The sequence below is a fragment of the Micromonospora sp. NPDC047465 genome, assembly GCF_040643125.1.
Lineage (GTDB): Bacteria > Actinomycetota > Actinomycetes > Mycobacteriales > Micromonosporaceae > Micromonospora.
In genome coordinates this window covers 1-20,221 of record NZ_JBEYTP010000051.1, presented here as the reverse complement: position 1 = coordinate 20,221, position 20,221 = coordinate 1, and the positions used below count along the sequence as shown (strand labels likewise).

At 76.8% G+C, this 20,221-nt stretch carries 13 protein-coding genes; 7 read left to right on the top strand and 6 right to left on the bottom strand.

The features are described 5' to 3' along the window. Positions 1-75 precede the first annotated feature (75 nt). The 6 genes from ABZ793_RS30265 to ABZ793_RS30240 all read right to left on the bottom strand — a co-directional run bounded on the left by ABZ793_RS30265 (position 76) and on the right by ABZ793_RS30240 (position 9,721). Positions 76-981: a thioesterase domain-containing protein gene (locus tag ABZ793_RS30265; RefSeq protein ID WP_357463319.1), complete on the bottom strand. Its 906-nt coding sequence runs from the start codon at positions 979-981 to the stop codon at positions 76-78. After that, positions 917-4,015, bottom strand: coding sequence for an AMP-binding protein (locus ABZ793_RS30260; protein WP_357463316.1), 3,099 nt, complete (start codon positions 4,013-4,015; stop codon positions 917-919). Before ABZ793_RS30260 ends, ABZ793_RS30265 begins: the two co-directional genes overlap by 65 nt. Next, positions 4,012-5,781, bottom strand: a complete 1,770-nt coding sequence (locus tag ABZ793_RS30255) for a non-ribosomal peptide synthetase (RefSeq protein WP_357463313.1) — start codon at positions 5,779-5,781, stop codon at positions 4,012-4,014. Before ABZ793_RS30255 ends, ABZ793_RS30260 begins: the two co-directional genes overlap by 4 nt. Positions 5,782-6,042: 261 nt before the next feature. Continuing rightward, positions 6,043-7,215, bottom strand: a complete 1,173-nt coding sequence (locus ABZ793_RS30250; RefSeq protein ID WP_357463310.1) for an alanine--tRNA ligase-related protein — start codon at positions 7,213-7,215, stop codon at positions 6,043-6,045. A 260-nt stretch (positions 7,216-7,475) separates the two neighbouring features. After that, a complete protein-coding gene (locus tag ABZ793_RS30245) occupies positions 7,476-8,618 on the bottom strand; it encodes an acyl-CoA desaturase (protein WP_357463307.1) in 1,143 nt (380 codons plus the stop codon). Between the two features lie 14 nt (positions 8,619-8,632). Beyond that, positions 8,633-9,721: a ferredoxin reductase gene (locus tag ABZ793_RS30240; protein ID WP_357463304.1), complete on the bottom strand. Its 1,089-nt coding sequence runs from the start codon at positions 9,719-9,721 to the stop codon at positions 8,633-8,635. A gap of 84 nt (positions 9,722-9,805) precedes the next feature. Here ABZ793_RS30240 and ABZ793_RS30235 point away from each other — a divergent pair, with 84 nt between their 5' ends. The 7 genes from ABZ793_RS30235 to ABZ793_RS30205 all read left to right on the top strand — a co-directional run bounded on the left by ABZ793_RS30235 (position 9,806) and on the right by ABZ793_RS30205 (position 20,072). Beyond that, on the top strand, positions 9,806-11,044 hold the full coding sequence (locus ABZ793_RS30235; RefSeq protein WP_357463301.1) for a helix-turn-helix domain-containing protein: 1,239 nt from the start codon (positions 9,806-9,808) through the stop codon (positions 11,042-11,044). A gap of 292 nt (positions 11,045-11,336) precedes the next feature. Beyond that, entirely contained in the window at positions 11,337-12,728 is a 1,392-nt protein-coding gene (locus tag ABZ793_RS30230; protein ID WP_357463298.1) for a hypothetical protein, read from the top strand. A 50-nt stretch (positions 12,729-12,778) separates the two neighbouring features. Then, complete coding sequence (locus ABZ793_RS30225; protein WP_357463295.1) at positions 12,779-13,816, top strand: transporter substrate-binding domain-containing protein; 1,038 nt, start codon at positions 12,779-12,781, stop codon at positions 13,814-13,816. Between the two features lie 13 nt (positions 13,817-13,829). Further along, complete coding sequence (locus ABZ793_RS30220) at positions 13,830-14,699, top strand: hypothetical protein (RefSeq protein ID WP_357463292.1); 870 nt, start codon at positions 13,830-13,832, stop codon at positions 14,697-14,699. Further along, positions 14,696-16,858, top strand: coding sequence for a tetratricopeptide repeat protein (locus ABZ793_RS30215; RefSeq protein ID WP_357463289.1), 2,163 nt, complete (start codon positions 14,696-14,698; stop codon positions 16,856-16,858). The genes ABZ793_RS30220 and ABZ793_RS30215 overlap by 4 nt, the downstream gene beginning before the upstream one ends. A 35-nt stretch (positions 16,859-16,893) precedes the next feature. Beyond that, complete coding sequence (locus ABZ793_RS30210) at positions 16,894-18,345, top strand: VWA domain-containing protein (RefSeq protein ID WP_357463287.1); 1,452 nt, start codon at positions 16,894-16,896, stop codon at positions 18,343-18,345. 5 nt (positions 18,346-18,350) lie between these two features. Further along, a complete protein-coding gene (locus tag ABZ793_RS30205) occupies positions 18,351-20,072 on the top strand; it encodes a hypothetical protein (RefSeq protein ID WP_357463284.1) in 1,722 nt (573 codons plus the stop codon). Positions 20,073-20,221 lie beyond the last annotated feature (149 nt).

Here is a 20,221-nt window from a genome sequence, read left to right as displayed (position 1 = left end):
TGTCCCCCGTCGTCCCGTCATCGTGTCCCCCGGTCGCGTCGTCCGTCCGTCGTCATCGCGTCCCCCGTCGTCCCGTCATCGCGGCCCCCGGTCGCGTGGTCCGTTCCCGTCAGCGCGTCCCCCGGTGTCTGCGCCGGTGCCGGCGGTCTGCCCGTCAACGGCCCACGCCCGCAGCAGGCCGAGCGCCTCCGCGTCGTCGCGCGCCTCGACCACCGGGCACGGCACCGGGGCCGGGCCGGTGCCGGCGGCGTCCAGCAGGAACCAGAGCCAGGCGAGGTACCGGCCGGCGATCTCGTCGGCCGCGGTCTCCGCCTCGGCCGGGTCGAACCCGTTGGCGGTGGCGAAGGCGCGGGCGAGCCGGGTCAGCTCGTGCCGCAGCCGGTCCACGGTCGCGGCAGGGTCGGCGAGCAGCGGGACCGGTCCGGCCGGCGCGGGCTCGCCGGTGAGCTTGCGGTGCAGCACCGCGTACTCGTGGCGGACCGTCTCCTCGTCGGGCACCGTCGCCGCGACCAGGACCAGGTGGACCGGTGGCCCGCCGGCGTCGGCGAGGGCGCGGGCCAGATGGTGGGCGAAGACCGCCGCGCTGCAGTAGCCGACGACCGTCACCGGGCCGGCGTCGGCGGGCCGCAGCCGGAGGAACTCCGCCGCGCAGGCGTCCGCCAGGTCGCGGTGGCCGGGCAGCCCCGGGTGCAGCTCCAGGCTGGTCACCGGGTCCAGCCGCCAGATCTCGTGCCGGCCGCCCCGCCCGGGCCCACCCGGCCGGCACCCCGCCCCGGCTCCCGTCGCCCCGTCGGCACCGGGCTCGACCTCGACCTCGGCTTCGGATTTGGCTTCGGCTTCGGCTTCGGCTTCGGCTTCGGCTTCGGCTTCGGCGAGGGTGGCGGCGAGGCCGGGGCCGGCGGAGTCGCCGGCGAACTCAACCGTCAGCAGGCACCCGGACCGTCCCTCGCTGACCTGGCGCAACGCGATCGTCCGTGCCATCGGGGTCTCCTTGTGCGTACGCGTCGAGCTGGTCGGTGACGGCGGCGGCGAGCGCCGCCGCGGCGTCCGGGGTGAGCGCCCGCCCGTCGGCCTCGACGAGGACGGACAGCGCCCCGTCCGGGTGCTGACGCAGGGTCAGGCAGACCGGGAAACGGTTGGCGGAGCGGTGCAGCTCCCGCCGCCGCCAGGTGACCCGGCCAGTGACCAGCTCGGGCTCCTCCACGGAGTCGAGATAGCAGGTCGGGTAGGCGCCGGGCGGCGCGCCGGTGCCCCGCAGCACCTCGGCCGCCACCTCCCGGAACGGGGCCTGCTCGGCCACCGCCCGACGCAGCTCCGTCCGGACCCGGCCGAGGGTGTCGGGCCAGGGCTTGCGCAGGTCCGTGCAGGGCAGCAGCACGGTGTTGACCGCGTACCCGGCGACGTCGAACTCGTCGGCAGCCCGGCGGGTGGTGGTGGCGCAGCCGACGACCACCGCGTCCCGGTCGAGCAGCGCGCCGAGTGCCCGCGCGTACGCGGCGGCGGCCAGCTCGGTCGCGGTGCCGTCGCCCGCCCGGGTCAGCGCCCGGGCCGTGGCGCGCACCGGACGGGTCACCACGGTCCGGCCGGTGCCGCCGGGTACCGGGGCCGGCTCGGCGATCCCGCGCACCCGGGCGGCGGTGGCGCGGACGGCCTCCCGGGCGGCGGCGTCGGCGACCCGGGCCGACCGGCGCAGGTTCAGGTCGCACAGCGTGGTGGCGGACGGCGGGGGCGACCAGGCCGGATCGTCGTGGCAGCGGGCCAGGTCGGCCAGGAACAGCCGCAGGGACCACGCGTCGACCGCCAGGTGGTGCCAGACCAGCAGCAGGTCGGTGCGGTCGCCGGCACCGAGCACGGCGCAGCGCAGCAGCGGCTCGGCCGTCGTGTCGAACGGGCGGCGGGCGCGGGCCCGCACGGCCGCCTCGAGCGCCGGGCCGTCGGTGAGGTCGACCAGTTCCACGGTCGGCGGGTGCCGGTCGAGCACCAGCTCGGGCAGGCCGTCGACGAGCCGCAGCCCGGCGCCGAACGCGGGGTGCGCGGCGACCGCCCGGCGCAGCGCGGCGGCCAGCCGGGGCCGGTCCACCGGGGAGGTCGTGCTGAACCAGACCGGCTCCACGTAGAGGTCGGTGCCGGGGTTCAGCTCGTCGTGCAGCCACAGCCCGAGCTGCTCGGGGGTCAGCGGCGCGCGCCGCGCCCCCACCTCCGGCGGGTTCGCGGCCCGGCCGGCGGCGCCGGGCGGCCGACCGGTCGCCGCCTCCCGGAGCCGGGCGGCGAGGGCCGCCGCGTCGGGGGCGCGCAGGACGTCGGCGGGGGTCACCCGCACGCCGGTGCGCTCGGTCAGCCGGGCGGCCACCCGGGCCGCGGCGAGCGAGGTGCCGCCGAGCGGCAGGAAGGCGTCGCCGGCCCGGATCTCCCCGGCCGGCAGCACCCGCCGCCAGGCGTCGAGCACCACGCCGACCGGGCCGGCGGCATCGGCCGGGTCGGTCGCGTCGGGCGGGCCGGTCACGTCGGCCGGTTCCCCGGGATCGGTCGGGGCGGCGGCGGGCAGGGGCAGCGCGGCGAGCCGGTCGTGGTCGTACTTGCCGTGCGGGGTGAGCGGCAGGCGGGGCAGCAGGGCCACCACCGCCGGCACGGCGTACCCGGGGAGCCGCTCGCGGGCGTGGTCCCGTACCGCCCGCTCGGTCAGCCCGGCCCCCGGCTCCGCCGCCACGTACGCCACCAGCACGTCCCCGAGCCCGTCCCACCGCCGGGCCGCCACCACCACGTCGCGGACACCGGGCAGCCGGCGCAGCACCGACTCCACCTCGGCCGGCTCGATCCGGAAGCCGCGGAGCTTGACCTGCCGGTCGACGCGGCCGAGGAAGAGCAGGTTGCCGTCGGGCAGGGTGCGCGCCAGGTCGCCGGTGCGGTAGCTGCGCGTGCCGTCGGCCGCCGCGCCGAACGCCGGTTCCCCGCCCGGGTCCCGCAGGTAGCCGCGGGCCACCGCCGCACCGGCGACGACCACCTCGCCGGTCCCCGTCGGGCGGCACGACCCGTCGGGTTGGCGCAGCAGCAGCCGGGTGCCCCGCACGGCGGTGCCGATCGGGGTCCGCTCGCCGGCCACGGCGCCGTCGCGGGGCACCACGTACAGGGTGCAGCAGACGGTCGCCTCGGCCGGGCCGTACCCGTTGACGACGGTCAGGGCCGGCCGGCTGCGGGCGATGTCCTGCAACAGCGGGCGCGGAATCGGCTCGACGCCGACCAGCAGCCGCCGCAGCCCGGTCAGCGCCCCCGGCTCGGCGCGCAGCAGCGCCCGCAGCTCGGGCAGGAACGCCGGCGGCACGTACGCGCTGCCCGCCCCCGCCGCGTCCAGGAACCCGGCGAGCGCGGCCCCGTCGTGCCGGGCCCCGTCCGGCACGACCCGCACCGTCCCGCCCCGTGCCAGCGGGGCGAAGCACTCCCAGACCGCGACGTCGAAGGAGGGGCGGGTCCACCACGTGCCGGTGTGCCCGTCCGGCACCGGCGCGCGGTCGTCGAGGTCGGCGAGGAGGTTGAGCAGGTTGCCGTGCTCCACCTGCACGGCCTTCGGCGCGCCCGTCGAGCCGGAGGTGTGCACCACGTACGCCACGTCGGACGGCTCGCCGGTGTCGGTGAGGGGCGCGGCCGGCCCGGCCCCGACGGCGGCCGGTGCGAGGACGGGCCGTCCGGGCGGGGCGGACCCGGCCACCACGAGCGCCGGTTCGGCGGCGTCGAGCAGCGCGGCGACGCGGGCCGGCGGTTGGCGCGGGTCCAGGGGCACGTACGCCGCCCGCACCGCGAACGCGCCGACGGCGGCGGCGACGGCGTGCGCGCCGGGCTCCAGCAGTACCCCGACCCGGTCGCCGGGGCCGACACCGCGCGCGGCGTAGCCGGCGGCGTAGCGGCCGGCCAGGTCGCGCAGGCCGGCCCAGGTGACGGCGGCGTCCTCGGCGTGCACGGCGACCGCGTCCGGCCGCCGGTCGGCGGCGGCGAGCAGGCGGCTGAGCAGGGTGCCGGTCACCGGGCCGCCCCGACCCCGTCCGGCGCGACTGGCCCGGCGGCGCGCAGCGCCTCGACGGCGGCGAGGTAGTCGGCGAAGCGCCGGTGCTCGTAGAGCAGCGTGGCGCGCACGTCGACCCGCAGGCCCTGCCGGACCAGGGCGCTCAGCCGCACCGCGAGCAGCGAGTCGCCGCCGACGGTGAAGAAGTCGTCGTCGGGGCGGGGCGGGGCGCCCAGCACGGCCCGCCACGCCTCGGCGACCGCCGTCCCGGCCTCGGTCGGCCGGTCCCCCGGCGCGTCCCGGCCGTCCCCGCGCTCGCCGGCCAGCCGCCGGGCGGTGCCGGCGCGCAGCGCGGCCCGGTCGAGCTTGCCGTTGGTGGTGAGCGGCAGGGCGTCGCACCGCTCCACGAGGTGCGGCACCATCGCGGCGGGCAGCCGGGAACGCAGCCAGTCCCGCACGCCGTCGGCGTCGACCCCGCCGACCACCCAGGCCACCAGCAGCGTCTGCCCGTCCCGGTCGAGCGTGCCGGCCGCGGCCTGGCCGACCCCGGGCATCGCGAGCAGGGCGAACTCCACCTCCCGCAGCTCGATCCGGTGGCCGCGGATCTTGACCTGGCCGTCGCCGCGGCCGACGAAGTGCAGTTCGCCGTCGCGGTCGCGCCGGCAGACGTCCCCGGTGCGGTAGCGCCGCTCCCCGTCGGCGACGCCGAAGGCGGCGGCGGTCTCGGCGGGCGCGGACCGGTAGCCACGGGCCAGCACCGGCCCGGCGACGACCATCTCACCCTGCTCGTCGCCGTCCTCGGGGCCGGTCGGGGCCAGGGCCAGCCGGGCGCCGGCGACCGGCCGTCCGATCGGCGGCGGACCGGTCCGGTCGGTGTGCCGGCGCAGGTCCGACGTGGCGGTGACCAGGATGGTCGCCTCGGTGGGACCGTAGAGGTTGTGCACGGCGGCGCCGAAGTCGGCCGGTGGCCAGGTGCGCAGCCGGTCACCGCCCGTGGCCAGGCTGCGCAGCCGGCCGGTGTCGGCACCGGCGCGCAGCAGGTGCTCGGCGAGCGGGGTGGTGAGGAAGCAGTGGTCGACCTCGCGCACCGTCGCCGCCACCCGCTCCGGGTCGCGGGCCACCGACTCGTCGGCGAGCAGCACCGTGGCGCCGCGCATCAGCGGCGCCCAGAGGTCGAGCAGGGCGGCGTCGAAGGCCAGCCCGGCGAAGGCGGCGGTCCGCACGCCGGGGCCGAGGCGGAAGGCTGTCGCGTACCAGTCGAGGACCGTCCACAGGCTGCGGTGGGCGACCTCGACCTGCTTGGGCCGGCCGGTGGAGCCGGAGGTGGAGATGACGTACGCCAGGTCGTCGGCGTCGGGCAGCCGCAGGTGTTCCTCCCGGCCCGCGCGGACCGGGGTGACCCCGGCGGGCAGCCGGTCGCCGTGCTCCTCGGCGGTGACGGCGACCCGGCAGCCGGCGTCGGTGAGGATCCGGGCGACCCGGGCCGCCGGCAGCGCCGGGTCCAGCGGGAGGAACGCGGCGCCGCAGAACCAGGCGGCGAGCTGCCCGACGACGGCGTCGGCGGTGCGCGGCCGCAGCACCGCGACGACCCGCCCCTCGGCGTCGCCCGCGTCCAGCGTCGGGGCCAGCGCCCCGGCCAGCGTCGTGGCGGCGGTGACCAGGTCGCGGTAGCGCAGCGTGCCGTGGCTGTCGACGACCGCCGGCCGGTCGGGGTGCGTCCGGGCGGCGCGCAGCACCTGGGCGGGGACCGTGGCGGGGCGGTGCTGGCCGGCACGTGCGGCGGTCACGGCTTCCCGCAGGGTCGGGTCACGACAGCGCCTCCAGGTCACGGCGGAAGGGGTGCGTAACAGCGCGTCAACGGTTGTTACGCGAGCCATCCTGGCACCACGGCACGTGTCACGGCCATCATCGACGGTGACGGGCCGGAACGGCGTTCGCCTCCATTTTCATGCACGTAGGTCTATTGACGCGCGGATGCCGACTTCGCTAAATGGAGCTGGCGGGAAACCCACGGTGACCCGGCGGCCGCGGGGCCGGGGCGGGCCGGCTCACCCCACCTCGCTCAGCAGGCCGTCGACCAGGTCGCGCGGCAGCCCGTGGGTGTCGTGCAGGTCGCGATAGTCCTCGTCGGTCAGCGGCCCCCGGGACCGGCGGCGCCGGACCACCGGGCGTCCGCGCCGCAGCAGCTCCCGGAACCGCCGCTCCTCGCCGGAGAGCACCTCGCGCACCTCGTCGACGGTGACGCTCTGCCGGAACCCGTCGAGGGTGTGCCGCACCGGCCCGGTGGGCAGGTCGGACAGGCTCCGGGACGGCTCGTCCCGCCACAGGCTGGTGAGCACGCGGCGCAGCAGCCGGCGCAGCACGTAGCCGCGACCCGTGTTCGACGGCCGGACGCCGTCGCCGACCACCACCACGCTCGACCGCAGGTGGTCGCCGACCAGGCGCAGCGGCTCGTCCCGCAGGTCCCACACGTCGCGGACGCCGCGGACCCACGGCACGAGCCCCTCGGTCTCGAAGACGGAGCGGTGTCCCCGCAGCACCATCTCCAGGCGTTCGAGGCCCATCCCGGTGTCCACGTTGGGCTGCCGCAGCGGCGTCAGGCTCCCGTCCGGGTGCCGGCGGTAGCGCATCCGCACGTGGTTCCAGACCTCCATCCACCGGTCGTCGGTGCCGGGGGTGCCCTGGGGCGGCCCGTCCCCCGTCCAGACGAAGATCTCCGTGTCGGGTCCGCACGGCCCGGTGGGGCCGTTGGACCACCAGTTCTCTTCCCCGGTCAGCTCCACGGGCAGGCCCAGCACACCCCAGGTGCGCAACGAGGACTCGTCCGGGCCGACCTGGTCGTCGCCGCCGAAGACCGTCACGTGCAGCCGGTCGTGGTCGACGCCGAAGCCGTCGCGCAGCAGCTCGTAGCCCCAGCGCAGGCTCTGCGGGAGGCCGTAGTCGCCGAGCGACCAGGAACCCAGCATCCGGAACACGGTCAGGTGGGTGGTGTCACCGACCTCGTCCAGGTCGGTGGTGCGCAGGCAGCGCTGCACGTTGACCAGGCGCCGGCCCAGCGGGTGGGGTCGGCCCTCCAGGTAGGGGGTCAGGGGATGCATGCCGGAGGTGGTGAACAGCACCGGATCGTCCGGCGGCGGGATCAGCGAGCCGTCGGGCACGAGTTCGTGGCCGCGCTGGCGGAAGAAGTCGACGAAGGTGCGGCTGATCGGGTCGTACGTCATGGCGGACGGCCTTTCCGGGTGGGCGACCGGAAAGGGTCCACCGCCGGGAGCCGGCGGGCCGGGACGACGGAGAAGTACGCCGGCGGACCGTTTCCGGTCGCCGGCGGGAGGTGGTGAGGTCAGGCGGCGGCGACCGACGAGCGCGAAGCTCGCGCGGCCGCGGCGGCGAAGGAATGCCTGATCTCCATGCTCCCGACTGTACGCGGACGGCGACGCCGCCGCCCAGCGTGTTTCGTGCCGGGCGGCGGCGTCGGGGAGGGTCAGGCGCCCACGGAGGCGAGGGCCGGGGCGGGACGGTCGTCGACCGGGTTCGGGGTCTTCCGGTTGGGCAGGGACAGCCGGAAGACCTTCTTCCACGCGGAGAAGACCTGCCGGGGCAGCGAGCCGGTGGTGTACTTCAGTCCGTACCGGTCGAACAGGGCCCGCACCTCGGGGGCGATCTCCTGGTAGCGGTTGCTGGGCAGGTCGGGGAAGAGGTGGTGCTCGATCTGGTACGACAGGTTGCCGGTCATGATGTGCATCAGCCGGCTGCCGCTGATGTTGGCCGAGCCGAGCATCTGCCGCAGGTACCACTCGCCGCGGGTCTCGCCCTCGATCGAGCGCCGGGAGAAGGTCTCCACGCCCTCCGGGAAGTGCCCGCACATGATCACCGAGTGGCTCCACAGGTTGCGCAGGAGGTTGGCGGTGAACGTGGCGGCGAGCGTGTGCAGGAACGACGGCCCGGACAGCAGCGGGTGCAGGACGTAGTCCTTGAGGACCTGCCGGCGGATCTTCCGCCCCACCGCGCGGGCCCGGGCCCGGAACTCCGGCTTCTTGTGCCGGCCCTTGCGCAGGTTGCGCCCCAGCTCCAGGTCGTACGCGGCGATGCCGTACTCGAAGAAGCAGGCGTTGATGAAGTTCCACAGCGGCTGGCCCAGGTGGAACGGGTGCCACCGCTGGTCCTCGTCGACGCGCATGATGCCGTAGCCGAGGTCGTTGTCCTTGCCGATCACGTTCGTGTACCGGTGGTGCAGCTCGTTGTGCGAGTGCTTCCACTGGTCGGCCGGCGAGACGTGGTCCCACTCCCAGGTGGTGGAGTGGATCTTCGGGTCCCGCATCCAGTCCCACTGGCCGTGCAGGACGTTGTGGCCGATCTCCATGTTCTCCAGGATCTTGGCCACGGTCAGGCCGGCGGTGCCCACGATCCAGGCCGGCGGGAAGAGCGAGAACAGCAGCACCACCCGGCTGCCCAGCTCCAGCTTGCGCTGCGTCGAGATGACCCGGCGGATGTACGCGGCGTCCCGTTCGCCCCGGTCGGCGATCACCCGGTCGCGGATCGCGTCGAGTTCCTTGCCGATGGTCTCGATGTCCTCGGCGGTCAGGTGGGCGATCGGGTTGACGGGCTTGTTCTGGATCACGGTCACGTCGGGTACTCCGGTCAGTGGTCGATGTCGCAGGGGCCGGCCGCGGCCGACACGCAGGTCTGGATGAGGACGCCGTCGCCGGGCACCGCCGTGGTCAGGTCCCCGTTGCGCAGGTCGCGGACCGCGCCCTGACGCAGCGGCAGGACGCAGCCGAAGCAGATGCCCATCCGGCAGCCCGAGGGCATCAGCACCCCGGCGTTCTCGCCGGCGTCGAGCAGCGGGGTGGCGCCGTCGGCCGCCACGGTCACCCCCGAGCGGGCGAAGGTGACGGTGCCGCCCTCCCCGGGCGAGATGACGGTGGGCCGGAACCGCTCGGTGTGCAGCCGGTCGCCGCGGCCCCGGGCCGCCCAGTGCTCCGCCAGCGCGTCGAGCAGGCCGACCGGGCCGCAGGCCCAGGTCTCCCGGTCGAGGTGGTCGGGCACGAGGCCGGCGAGGTCGGCCACGGTGAGCAGCCCGTCGGCGTCGGTGTGCCGCTCCACCAGCCGGATCGCGCCCCGCGCGGCGAGGTCCCGCAGGTCGGCGCCGAAGATCATGTCGGCCGGGGTCGGCGCGGAGTGCACCACGACGACGTCGGCGTCGGCCAGTACGCCCGAGCGCAGCATCCCCATCACCGGGGTGACCCCGCTGCCGGCGGTCACGAAGAGCACCCGGGCGGGCGGCCGGCCCGGCAGCACGAAGTCGCCCTGGGCCTGGTCGAGCTGGACCAGCGTCCCGGGCTGCGCCCGCCGGACGAGGTGGTTGCTGACCACGCCGTCCGGGATCGTCTTGACGGTGATCGAGATGGGCCCGCGGGCGGTCGGGGCCGAGGTGACCGAGTACGCCCGCCACAGGCGCACGCCGTCGACGTCGACGCCGAGGCGGACGTACTGGCCGGGGGTGTGGCCCCGCCAGTCGCGGCCCGGCCGGATCACCAGTGTCGCCGCGTCGGCGGTCTCGGGGCGGACGGCGACGATCCGGCCGCGCAGGTCCGCCCCGGAGCGCAGCGGGGCCACCAGGTCGAGGTAGTCGTCGGGCAGTAGCGGGGTGGTGACCGACGCGGCCAGCCGCAGGATGCGGCCCCGCAGGGGCGCCTTCGCGGGTGGGCGCGGGACGGTGGTCGTCATGATTCGATGGTCGCGGCGGCCTGGCATAAAATCTTGGCCTGCGAAGGTGAACCGATCCAGCCTTTTTGTGCGGAGGGAACAAACGTGTCGGAACGCTCCGAGGCCACCCGGCGCGCGGCCCGCCTCGAACTGGACGCGCGGGTCGCGGGCGCGCTGCGCGACCGGCTGCCGCTGCTCGCCGAGCGTACGGTCACCGCGATCACCGCCGAGGTCCCGAGCTACTCCGGCACCCTCACCGGCCAGATGCGCGAGAAGATCGAGACCGCGGTGCAGCTCGCGCTCGGCACGTTCCTCCAGCTCATCGAGCGGTCCCAGGGCGCCGACCCGAGCACGCCCCTGGTCGGCGCCCTGGAGGCCGCGTACGCCCTCGGCAGCGGCGAGGCGCGCTCCGGCCGGAGCGTGGACGCGCTGCTGGCGGCCTACCGGGTGGGCGCCCGCGTCTCGTGGCGGGAGATGTCGACCACCACGGTGCAGGGCGGATCGTCCGCGGCCACCGTCGCCGAGTTCGCCGAGCTGATGTTCGCGTACATCGACGAGCTTTCCGCCGCCAGCGTGGCCGGGCACGCCGACGAGCTGGCCAGTGCCGGCCGGGCCCGGCGCCGCAACCTGGAACGGCTCACCCAGCGGCTGCTCGCCGGCGAGCCCGAGGAGGTGCTGCTGCGCAGCGCCGACCGGGCCGACTGGCCGCCGCCGCAGACCCTCACCGTCGTGCTGCTGCCGCGGGCCAACCTCCGGGCGGCGCTCGCGCTGCTGCACCCGCACACCCTGGAGAGCGGCGAGGAACCTCCGGCGGCCGCGGCGGGCGAGGACCTCGCGGTGCTGCTGGTGCCCGACACGCACGGCGACCGGCGGCGCCAGCTCGCCCGGGTGCTGCGCGGGCGGCGCGCGGTGCTCGGCCCCGCCCGCCCGTGGACCCGGGTGGCCTCCTCCTACCAGCGCGCGACCCGGGCCCTGTCGCTCGGCCTGCGCCCCGCCGACGACGGCGCGCCGCTGGACACCGAGGAGCACCTCGCCGAGCTGGTACTGAGCACGGACCCGGAGGGGCTCGCCGACCTGCGCGCCCGGGTCCTGGCGCCGCTGGCGTCGCTGCCGTCCGCCACCGCCGACCGCCTCGCCGAGACGCTGCGCTCCTGGCTGCTGCACCACGGCCGGCGTGACGACGTCGCCGCCGACCTCTTCGTGCACCCGCAGACCGTGCGCTACCGGATGGGCAAGCTCCGTGAGCTGTACGGCGACCGGCTGACCGATCCGGGGACCGTCCTCGACCTCACCCTCGCCCTGGCCTTCCCGCCCCGCGACGGGGCCGGCGAGACAGCGTCCTAATCGGACTGTCGACCCTCGTGAACGCGGCCCCGCCCCCGCTCGGGATCGGCGACGGGACGCGCGCCGAGCGCCGTTCAACCGCGTGGGAACGATCAGGTCAGATACCGGACATAACCGTATCGCCGGCCGACTTCGTCTGGCACCCTGGTCCCTCCTCGCCCGCGATCACCACGCCGGCCGCCGGCAAGGCCGGTGGTCGCCGCGCGGCGGGGCGGAACGGGTCCGCTTCCGACACCGCGACGCCCGCACCAGGAGGGCCGCCGGGCGGGGCCCGGCGAGCGAGAGGACGTGCATGGCGCCGCACACGGGGGACGGACACGGGGCCGACCGGTCGGCCCCGGCCACCCGTCGGAGACGTCGCGCGGGCCGGCTCCGCGACGCCCTGCGGACGACCCCGGCGCTGATCGTGGTCGGCGGCGCCCTGCTGGTCGCCGCGCTCGCCGCGACCGCCGCCGTCGCCGTGCAGTCCCGGGCGTCCGCCACCACGCTGGGCGAGCGGTCCGCCGAGACCGCCGTGCGCACCAGCACGACCGCCCGGGAGATCTACCAGGGCCTCGCCGACGCCGACGTCGCCGCCAGCGCCGTCTTTCTGCTCCCGCCCACCGAGGACCGGCGCGCGTCGCTCGTCGGCGCGTACGACGCGGCGGTGCACGAGGTGGAGCGCACGCTGACCGACTCGATGGGCAACGCCGTCGACGACCCCGACCGGCTGACCAGGCTGGCGACGATCGCCGCGCGGCTGAAGGTCTACCGGGACGTGGTGTGCGCCGCGCTGCGGGTGGCCGGCCCCCTCCCCGCGCTTCCCGGCGCGGAGCAGCGCCGCCCCTGCACGCCGGCGGAGACGACGACGGCGGAGGCCGGGGCGGACGACGCGGCGGCCCGCGCCGTGCTCGCCTCGGCCTACGCCCGCGAGGCGTCGCACTACATGTCCACCGAGCTGCTCACCGCGGCGCAGGGCCTGTGGAACTACGACACCCGGCGCCTGCTCGAGGCTCGCGCCGACGCGCGGCCGTGGCTCGCCGCGTCCGTGCTGGTGCCGCTGGGCACCCTCGCCGCCCTGGTGGTGGTGCAGGTGTGGCTGCGTCGGCGGACCCGGCGCCGGCTGAACGCCGGCCTGTTGCTGGCCTCGTTGGGCACCGCGGCCGTGCTGGCCATGCTGGTCTCGTCGTGGTGGCACTGGCCGGACGCCGACCGGAGGTTCCCCGAGCTGGAACGGGCGATCGACGCGCAGAGCGCCACCCAGCAGCGGCTCGGCACCCTGCTGGCCGGCCGCGCCGACGTCTACCTCGGGCTCGGGGCGAGCGTCGACCCGGCGGGGCACAAGGCCGACTTCGACCGGCGGGACCTCTGCGCCGATCCCGCCGGGCAGGAGCCCCCGAGGGACCGGATCGACTGCACCGCCCTGACGGAGGCGGTCTGGCCGGCCCGGCAGAGCCGCACACCCGACGCGTTCCGCAACGCGGTCGACACCGTGCTCAGCGACGGTTCGGCGGGCCGGGCGTTCGTCACCGCGGAGGGCCACCTCCTCGCCGACCTGACCGCCCGCAACCAGGAGGTCTCCCGGATGGTGACCGACCTGCCCGAGGCGCCACGCCATCTCGGCGGCACGGCCGCCTGGGTCACGCTGCTCGCCGCCGCCGGGGTGGTCGCCGGGCTGCGCCAGCGCTACCTGGAGTACCAGTGAACGCGACCCGGAGGGCTCCGACGACGACGCGACGCGGTGGCCGCGGGGCGATGGCCGCCGCGCTCCTGACCGCCCTCGCCGGGTGCACCGCGCCGACGGCGCCGCCCCCTGCGCCCCCGGCGCGGCCGCAGGGCGTGGCGACGGTGCCGACGACCGACGGGGCGGACGCGATCTGCCCGGTACGCCGCAGCCTTCCCGCGAGCCCGACCCCACCGTCCCGGATCCTCGACCGGGGCGAGCTGGTGGTGGGCGTCGACCCGTCCGACGCCACGATGAGCCACTGGGACGCCCGCACCCAGCGGTTCGAGGGCTTCAACATCGAGCTGATGCTGGCGGTCGCCCGGGCCCTCTGGCCGACGGATGACCCGCGCGAGCGGCTCACCTTCAAGGTGGTGCCGCCCGGCCAGGGCGCCTTCACCATGGTGGAGAACGGCGAGATCGACGTCGTGGCCACCTCCCTGACGGCGACGTGCCAACGCGCCCGGCGGGTCGTCTTCTCCAACGACTACCTCGACTCCGGTCAGAGCGTGCTGGTCCGCGAACGCGCCGAAGGGGTGCCGGAGTACGCCGGCATGGAGCAGCTCGGCGGCAAGCGGGTCTGCGCCGGCGCGAACACGACCTCACTCGCGATGATCTCCAGCTACCGCACCCTGGCGGGCGAGCGGCTCGTACCGGTGCAGGCCATCCACTCGGTCGACTGCCTCGTCATGCTGCGCCAGGGCCAGGTCGAGGGCGTCAGCACCGACGAGAACATCCTGCTGGGCTTCGCCCAGATGGCCCCGGACACGATGCTGGTGACCGAGCCGCCGCGCCGCGACCGGCAGTTCTGCGCGTACCACCGGGACTCCGACTGCACCTGGTTCACCGACGAGCCGCACGCCTTCGCGTTCCACCTCGACCACGGCCGGGAGCTGGCCGCGTACGTGAACCACGTGCTGGCGTCGCCGCGCACCGCGACGGTGTGGCGGCAGGCCCACGACCGGTGGCTCGCCGGGCACCGGGACAGGGGCATGCCGTCGCCCGAGCCGCCGACCACGGTGTGGCCGCCCCCCGACCCGCCGCCGGTCACGCCGCGGCCGACCGACTGACGGGCGGCGCCTGATGTCCCACCGGGAACGCCTCGACGCCACCCTGGCGGCACACGCCTGGGTGTGCGAGAGCCTGCTCGAGGTGCAGCAGCTCGTCACCGAGACCTTCCGGCAGCCGGCCGGCCCCGCCGCGGCGTCCGCGCGTGAGGCCCGGGACCTGCTGCACCGGCTCGGCTGCCTGTCGCTGGCCCTGGACCGCCTGGTCGACGACCTCGACGGCGTCGACCGGTCCACGCCCGCCGGTGCGGACGCGCTGGCCCGGCTGCTGGCCGGCCCCTGCCGGGTCCGGTTCACCGCGGCGACCGGCGAGCCGGTCCGCCTGGAGGAGATGACCGTCGAGCAGGTCGTGGTGGCGGCCCGCGAGCACGTGGCCCGGATCCGCCGGATCGTGGACGCGCACGGCCGCGACCGGCTGGCGGTCCGGGCGCAGCGGCTGCGCTCCTCGGTGGACCGGCTCCGCCGGCTCGCCGCGGACGCCGCCGCCGAGGGCCTGGGCGACGGGGCCGACCCGGTGGCCGGGCTCGCGGTCGACGGGCTGCTGGAGCAGGTCGCCGCCGCCGAGGCGGCGGGCCGGGGGCGGTGGCTGCGCGGCGACGCCGGGCCGGACGGGGACGACGGGACGCTGTCCGAAGCCGTCGACCGGGCGGTCGAGCTGACCGACGCCGCGCGGCGCCGGCTGCGCCGCCGGTGCCACCTGGAGCTCACGGGGCGGCTGGAGGCGTACCGGCAGAAGGCCGCCGACGTGGGCCGGGCCGAGCATCCCGACGTCGAGGAGAGCTACCGGGACGCCCGGGCCGCGCTGCGCCCCGACGTCTTCGACGTGACCGGCGCCAGCCGGGCGGTCCGGGCCTACCAGCAGGCCGTGAACGGAGGCACACGATGACGGCGGTCAGCCGCGGCTGCGCGGAGCGCAACTGCCCCGGCAGCGTGGACTCCGACGGGTTCTGCCGGCTGTGGGGGCACGAGTGCGCCGGGGCCGGCGCCGCCACCGGCCCGGGGCCGAGCCCCGGCCCCGACCTCGACCGGCGCCCGGCGCGGACGGTGTCCCGGCCGTGGGAGCAGCCGGCCGTACTGCCCACCGCCCGGCCCCACGACCCACTGTCGGCGCTGGTGTCGCAGCCGGTCGTCCCCGAGCACTCCCGCTACTGCGCGAAGACGACCTGCCGGCGCCGGCTGCCCCGGGTCGCCGGATACTGCCCGGACTGCGGCACCCGGTACTCCTTCACCCCGCCGCTGTCCAACGGCGACCTGCGGGCCGGGCGCTACCGGATCGAGGGCTGCCTGGGCAACGGCGGGGTCGGCTGGGTGTTCCTCGCCCGGGACGAGGACATGGACGGCGCGTGGCGGGTGCTGAAGGGGCAGCGCAACCCGGAGGACCGGGAGGCCGTCGCGGCGTTCGTCGCCGAACGGCAGGCGCTGATCGCCCTGAACCACCCGCACATCGTCACGATCACCCACGCGCTGCGGCCCGAGTCCGACCGGGACGCCGGCTACCTGGTGATGGAGTACGTCAACGGGGGCACCCTCGAGGAGGCGCGCAGCACGGCCGGGCCGGGCGGCGGTTCCTGCGCCGTGGACGTGGCGCAGGCGCTCGGGTACGGCGTGCAGATCCTCGACGCCTTCGAGTACCTGCACGACCAGGGCTGGCTGTACTGCGACCTGAAGCCCGAGAACGTGATGCGGGTCGGCGGCCAGGGCGCCAACGATCCGATCAAGCTCGTCGACTTCGGCGCCGCCCGCCGGATCGACAACACGGTGAGCCCGGCCTGGGGCACCGCGGGCTTCACCGCCCCGGAGGTGGAGCGCCTGGGGCCGGCCGGCCCGAGCGTGCGGTCGGATCTCTACACGGTCGGCCGGACCCTCGCGGCGCTGACCCTGGTGCCGCGGTCCGTCGACGTGGCCCGGATCCCGCCCGGGCAGGACCTGCTGCGGCTGCCCGTGCCGGCGCGGCTCGACCCGTTCCTGCGGTTGCTGGCCCGCGCCACCGCCGCCGAGCCGGACGACCGGTTCGCCTCCGCCGCCGAGATGCGCGAGCAGGTCCGGGGGGTGCGGCGGCAGGTCAGCTCGGCGGGCGACGGCGTGCCCCGGCCGACCCGGTCCACCCTGTTCAGCCCGTCCGCCTGCGCGTTCGGCCTGCACACCGACGGGGACGCGCTCGACGTCGTGGAGGTCATGCTCGGTCTGCCCGCGCCCCTGGTCGACGGCGCCGACCCGGCCGCCGGTTTCCTCGCCTCGCTCGGCCCGGCCGACCCGGCGGAGCTGATCGAGCTGCTGAGGACCGCCCCGGAGCGGACGGCGCAGGTCACCTACCGTGCTGTCCGGGCACACCTCGCCGCCGGTCGGGCGGACGAGGCGGGGCCGCTGCTCGCCGAGTTCCCCGAGGAGCTGCGGGACTGGTCGCTGTGGTGGCACCGCGGCCTGGTGGCCCTGGTGGGCCGGGACTTCGGCACCGCCCGCCGCCGGTTCGACCAGGTCTACGGGTGGCTGCCGGGTGAGGTCTCCACCCGGCTCGCGTACGCGGTGGCCTGTGAGCTCGACGGCGACCCGCGCACGGCCGCCGACCACTACCGGGGGGTGTGGGACACCGACCCGGGCGTGGTGGGCGCGGCCTTCGGGCTGGCCCGCTGCCTGCTGGCGACGGCCGACCCGCGCAGCGCCGCCGACGCCCTGCTGAAGGTGCCGGAGTCGTCCCGGGCCTCGACGGTGGCGGTGACCTGCGCGGTGCGGATCCTGCTCGACGCGCCGGACGACGAGCACCGGCTCGACGTCGCGCTCGACGCCGCGGCAATGGTCGACAAGCTGCCCCCGTTCGACGAACGCGAGCAGGTCGAGGCGCACATCCTGCGGATCGCGCTGGACTGCGACCTGGCCGCCGGGCGACACGCCGGGCGGCGGCTGTTCGGCCACCCGCTCGAGGAGGACGCCCTGCGCGGCGCGTTCGAGCGCCGGTGCCGGTCCCGCGCCCGGCGCACCGCCGACCGGCGCGAGCGGATCGCGCTCGTCGACCTTGCCAACGCGTACCGGCCGGTGACGTGGTGGTGAGCCCGGCCGCCGGCCCCGACGGAAAGAGGTCCCCCGTGCCCCCCGCCAACGGTCTGCCGCTGCGCCTGAGCGTGCACCACACCGAGTACGTGCCCGCCGACGGGGCGGTCGTCGACGTCGTCGCCACCGTCCAGGGCGCGGAGCCGGAGAACGGGGACGTCCGCCACGACGGCTTGGCCGAGGTGATCCTGCTCGACTCCTCCGGCTCGATGGGGGCGCCGCAGGCGAAGATGCGGGCCGCCCGGCAGGCGACCGCCGCCGCCATCGACGCCCTGCCGGACGGGGTCGCGTTCGCGGTGGTGGCCGGCACCGCCAACGCCACGATGGTCTACCCGGGCGACCGGCGGCTGGCGGTCGCCGACGAGAGCACCCGCGCCGCCGCCCGCAACGCGCTGCGGCACGTGGCGCCGCACGGCGGTACCGCCATCGGCACGTGGCTGCTGCTGGCCCGCCGGCTGCTCGCCACACGGCCCGACGCGATCGGGCACGTCATCCTGCTCACCGACGGCCGCAACGAGTCCCAGCGCCCGGCCGACCTGCGGGCGGCGGTGGACGACTGCGTGGGGCGCTTCACGGTCGACTGCCGCGCCATCGGCTCCGCCGACGGTGTGCACGACTGGGACGCGGCGGAACTGCTGGGCATCGCGGAGGCGTTGGGGGCCAACCCCGTCGTGCCGGTGGAGGACCTCGCCGGGCTCGCCGACGAGTTCCGGGCGGTGTTGACGCGCGCGATGTCCCGTCGGGTCGCCGGCGTGCGGCTCCGGGTGCGCACCACCGGGCTGACCCGGGTCCGCTTCGTCAAGCAGGTGCACCCGGCGATCGCCGACCTGACGGGGCGCGGCGAGCCGGCCGGCGAGCTGACCACCGACTACCCGATCGGCGCGTGGAGCCCGCACGACCAGCGGGACTACCACGTCGCCCTGGAGGTCGACGCGATGGCGCCGGGGGCGCGGCGGCGGATCGGCTGGGTGAGCGTCCACGCCGACGCGGACGGCGAGCCGGTCGAGGCGCCGATCACCGTGGAGTGGACCGAGGACGCCCTGCGGTACTCGGAGATCAACGAGAGCGTCGCCCACTACACCCGGCAGCAGGACTACGCGGCGGCGGTCCAGCGCGGGCTGACGGCCGCCCGGGCGGGCCGGACCGGCGAGGCGGAGGAGCACCTGGGACGGGCGGTGGCGCTCGCCCACGCCGCGGGCCGCGACGACGACGTGGTCCTGCTCGCCCGGGTGGTGGAGGTCCTGGACGCCGCCGGCGGTCGGGTCCGCCTCAAGCCCGACGTGGACGCCCGGCTGACCCAGTCCTCCCTGGTCGTGTCCCACCACACCTCCCGCTGGGGGCCGCAGGAGCCGCCGGCGCAGCGGTCCGCGCCAGCCGGCCCGCCCGCGCCGTGGCGGCACTGCGACGAGACTCAGACCGGCGCCTACTGCGAGGGGTGCGGGGCCCACCACCTGGCGGCGGACCGGCCCGGCGCCGGCCGGCCCTGACGCCGATGGACCTGGAGATCCCCAACCAGGTCGCCGGAGTCGTCAGCGGCACGCTGGCGCTCGCCGGCGCGGTCCTCGCCGTCCGCCGGTACACCCGGGACCGGGACCGGCGCGGCTGGTGGTCCGCGCTGAGCCCGGTCTGGAGGCGGGAGGCGGACGCCGGCATCGTGCACCCGCACCGGTTCGGCGGGTACGTGAAGCCGCTGTCCGAGGTGTACGTGCCGCGCCGGGTGGTGCCCCGGCTCGCCCCGGCCGGCGACGGCGTCGACGTGGCGGACCTGCTCACCGGCGCCGGCAACGTGCTGCTGATCGGGGAGCCGGGCAGCGGCAAGACGGCGCTCGTCCGCTACGAGAGCGCCCGGTCGGCGCAGCGCTGGCTCGCCGGACGCGGCCGGCGGCGACAGTCCCCGCCCGGTCCGGTGCTGGTGAGCCTGCCGGCCGCCGCCCTGGTGCACCAGCCGCTGCCCGCCGCGCTCGCCGAGGCGTACCCGCGGGAGGGCGCCCCGCTCGACGTGGAGCAGCCGCCCGCTCCCGGGCGGCGGTGGCTGGTCTGCGTCGACGGGGTCGACGCCGTCGCCGACCCGGACGAGCGGGCCGTCGTGCTCAACCGCCTCGCCACCCTGGCCCGCTCCCCCGCCCCGGCCGCCGCGCCGAAGCCGTGGCGCCTCCTGGTGACCACGCGGCACCTGGCCGAGGACGAGCTGGCCGTGCTGAGCGACGGCTACGCGGCGTACCACCTGGCGCACTTCACCGACGCCGACGTCGCGCTGCTGGCCGCCCGGTGGTTCCCGGACGACGCCACGGCGCGCCGGTTCCTGGACTGGGCCCACGCCCAGCGCATCACCGGCCCGGTGCACAACCCGCTGACCGCCACCATCGCCGTGCTGGTGTGGGAGGGCGGGCAGGCGGAAGCGGCCCCGCAGCCCGGCCCGGCGGCCCTGCTCGACGAGTTCGTCCGCGCCCTGCTGCGCGGCGGCCGGGACAGCCTGGACGCCGCCTGCGAGGCGCTGCTGCGCTGCCCGCCCGAGGGCGAGTCGATCGCCGCCTGGCTGGTGGCGCGGCACACCGAACTCGTCGAGGTGGCGGCGACCGCCGCGGTCACCGGGGGCGATCCGGTGGCGGCGGTCGTGGACTGGTCGGCGGCGCACGCGCCGGCTCCCCCGGCCCGGGCGCTGCCCGACTGGCCCACCCACGTACGGCAGATCCTGCTCGCCACGAACCTCTTCCGGGCCGACCGGCACACCCTGGCCTCGGTCTGGCCCAGCCTGGTGGACTACCTGGCGGCGGGGCCGCTGGCCCGGGACTGGCGGCCCGACGAGTGGGTGACGCTGATGAACACCCGCTCGACGCGGTTCGTCGCCTTGCAGGCGATCAGCCGGGCCGCCGTCGCGCCGGCCTTCCTGCGGGACCGCCTGGCGGAGCCGGACGGCGCGATCGCCGCCGGTCACCTGCTCGCCGGCCGCGCCGGGACGGGCGGGGCCGGCGCACTCCCGTTCCGGGCGGACGTGCTCGCGGCGCTGCTGACGCACTGGGCCGGCGGCGCGGACCGCCCCGGCGGCCGGGACGCCGCGCGGGAGTGCTTCTCGCTGCTCATGACGCTGGCCGCGGACCGGGCCGACCGGGACCTGCTGCACGACGTCGCCACGGATCCACGACGGCCGGGCGACGTCCGCCGGGCCGCGGCGCTCTTCTTCGCCGTACGCAAGCGCAACGCCCGCCCCCGATGAGCGCTGGCTCCCGACCCCGGCTGCCCCGGACGCGCACGGCGGCATCCCGCGGCAGCCGTACCACCGCAGAGGCCCGCCCCCGCCCCCGGGGGGGCCCGGGGGCGCGGCGCCCGCCCGGCGGCGGGGGGGTGGCCGACCCCGCCGGCCGC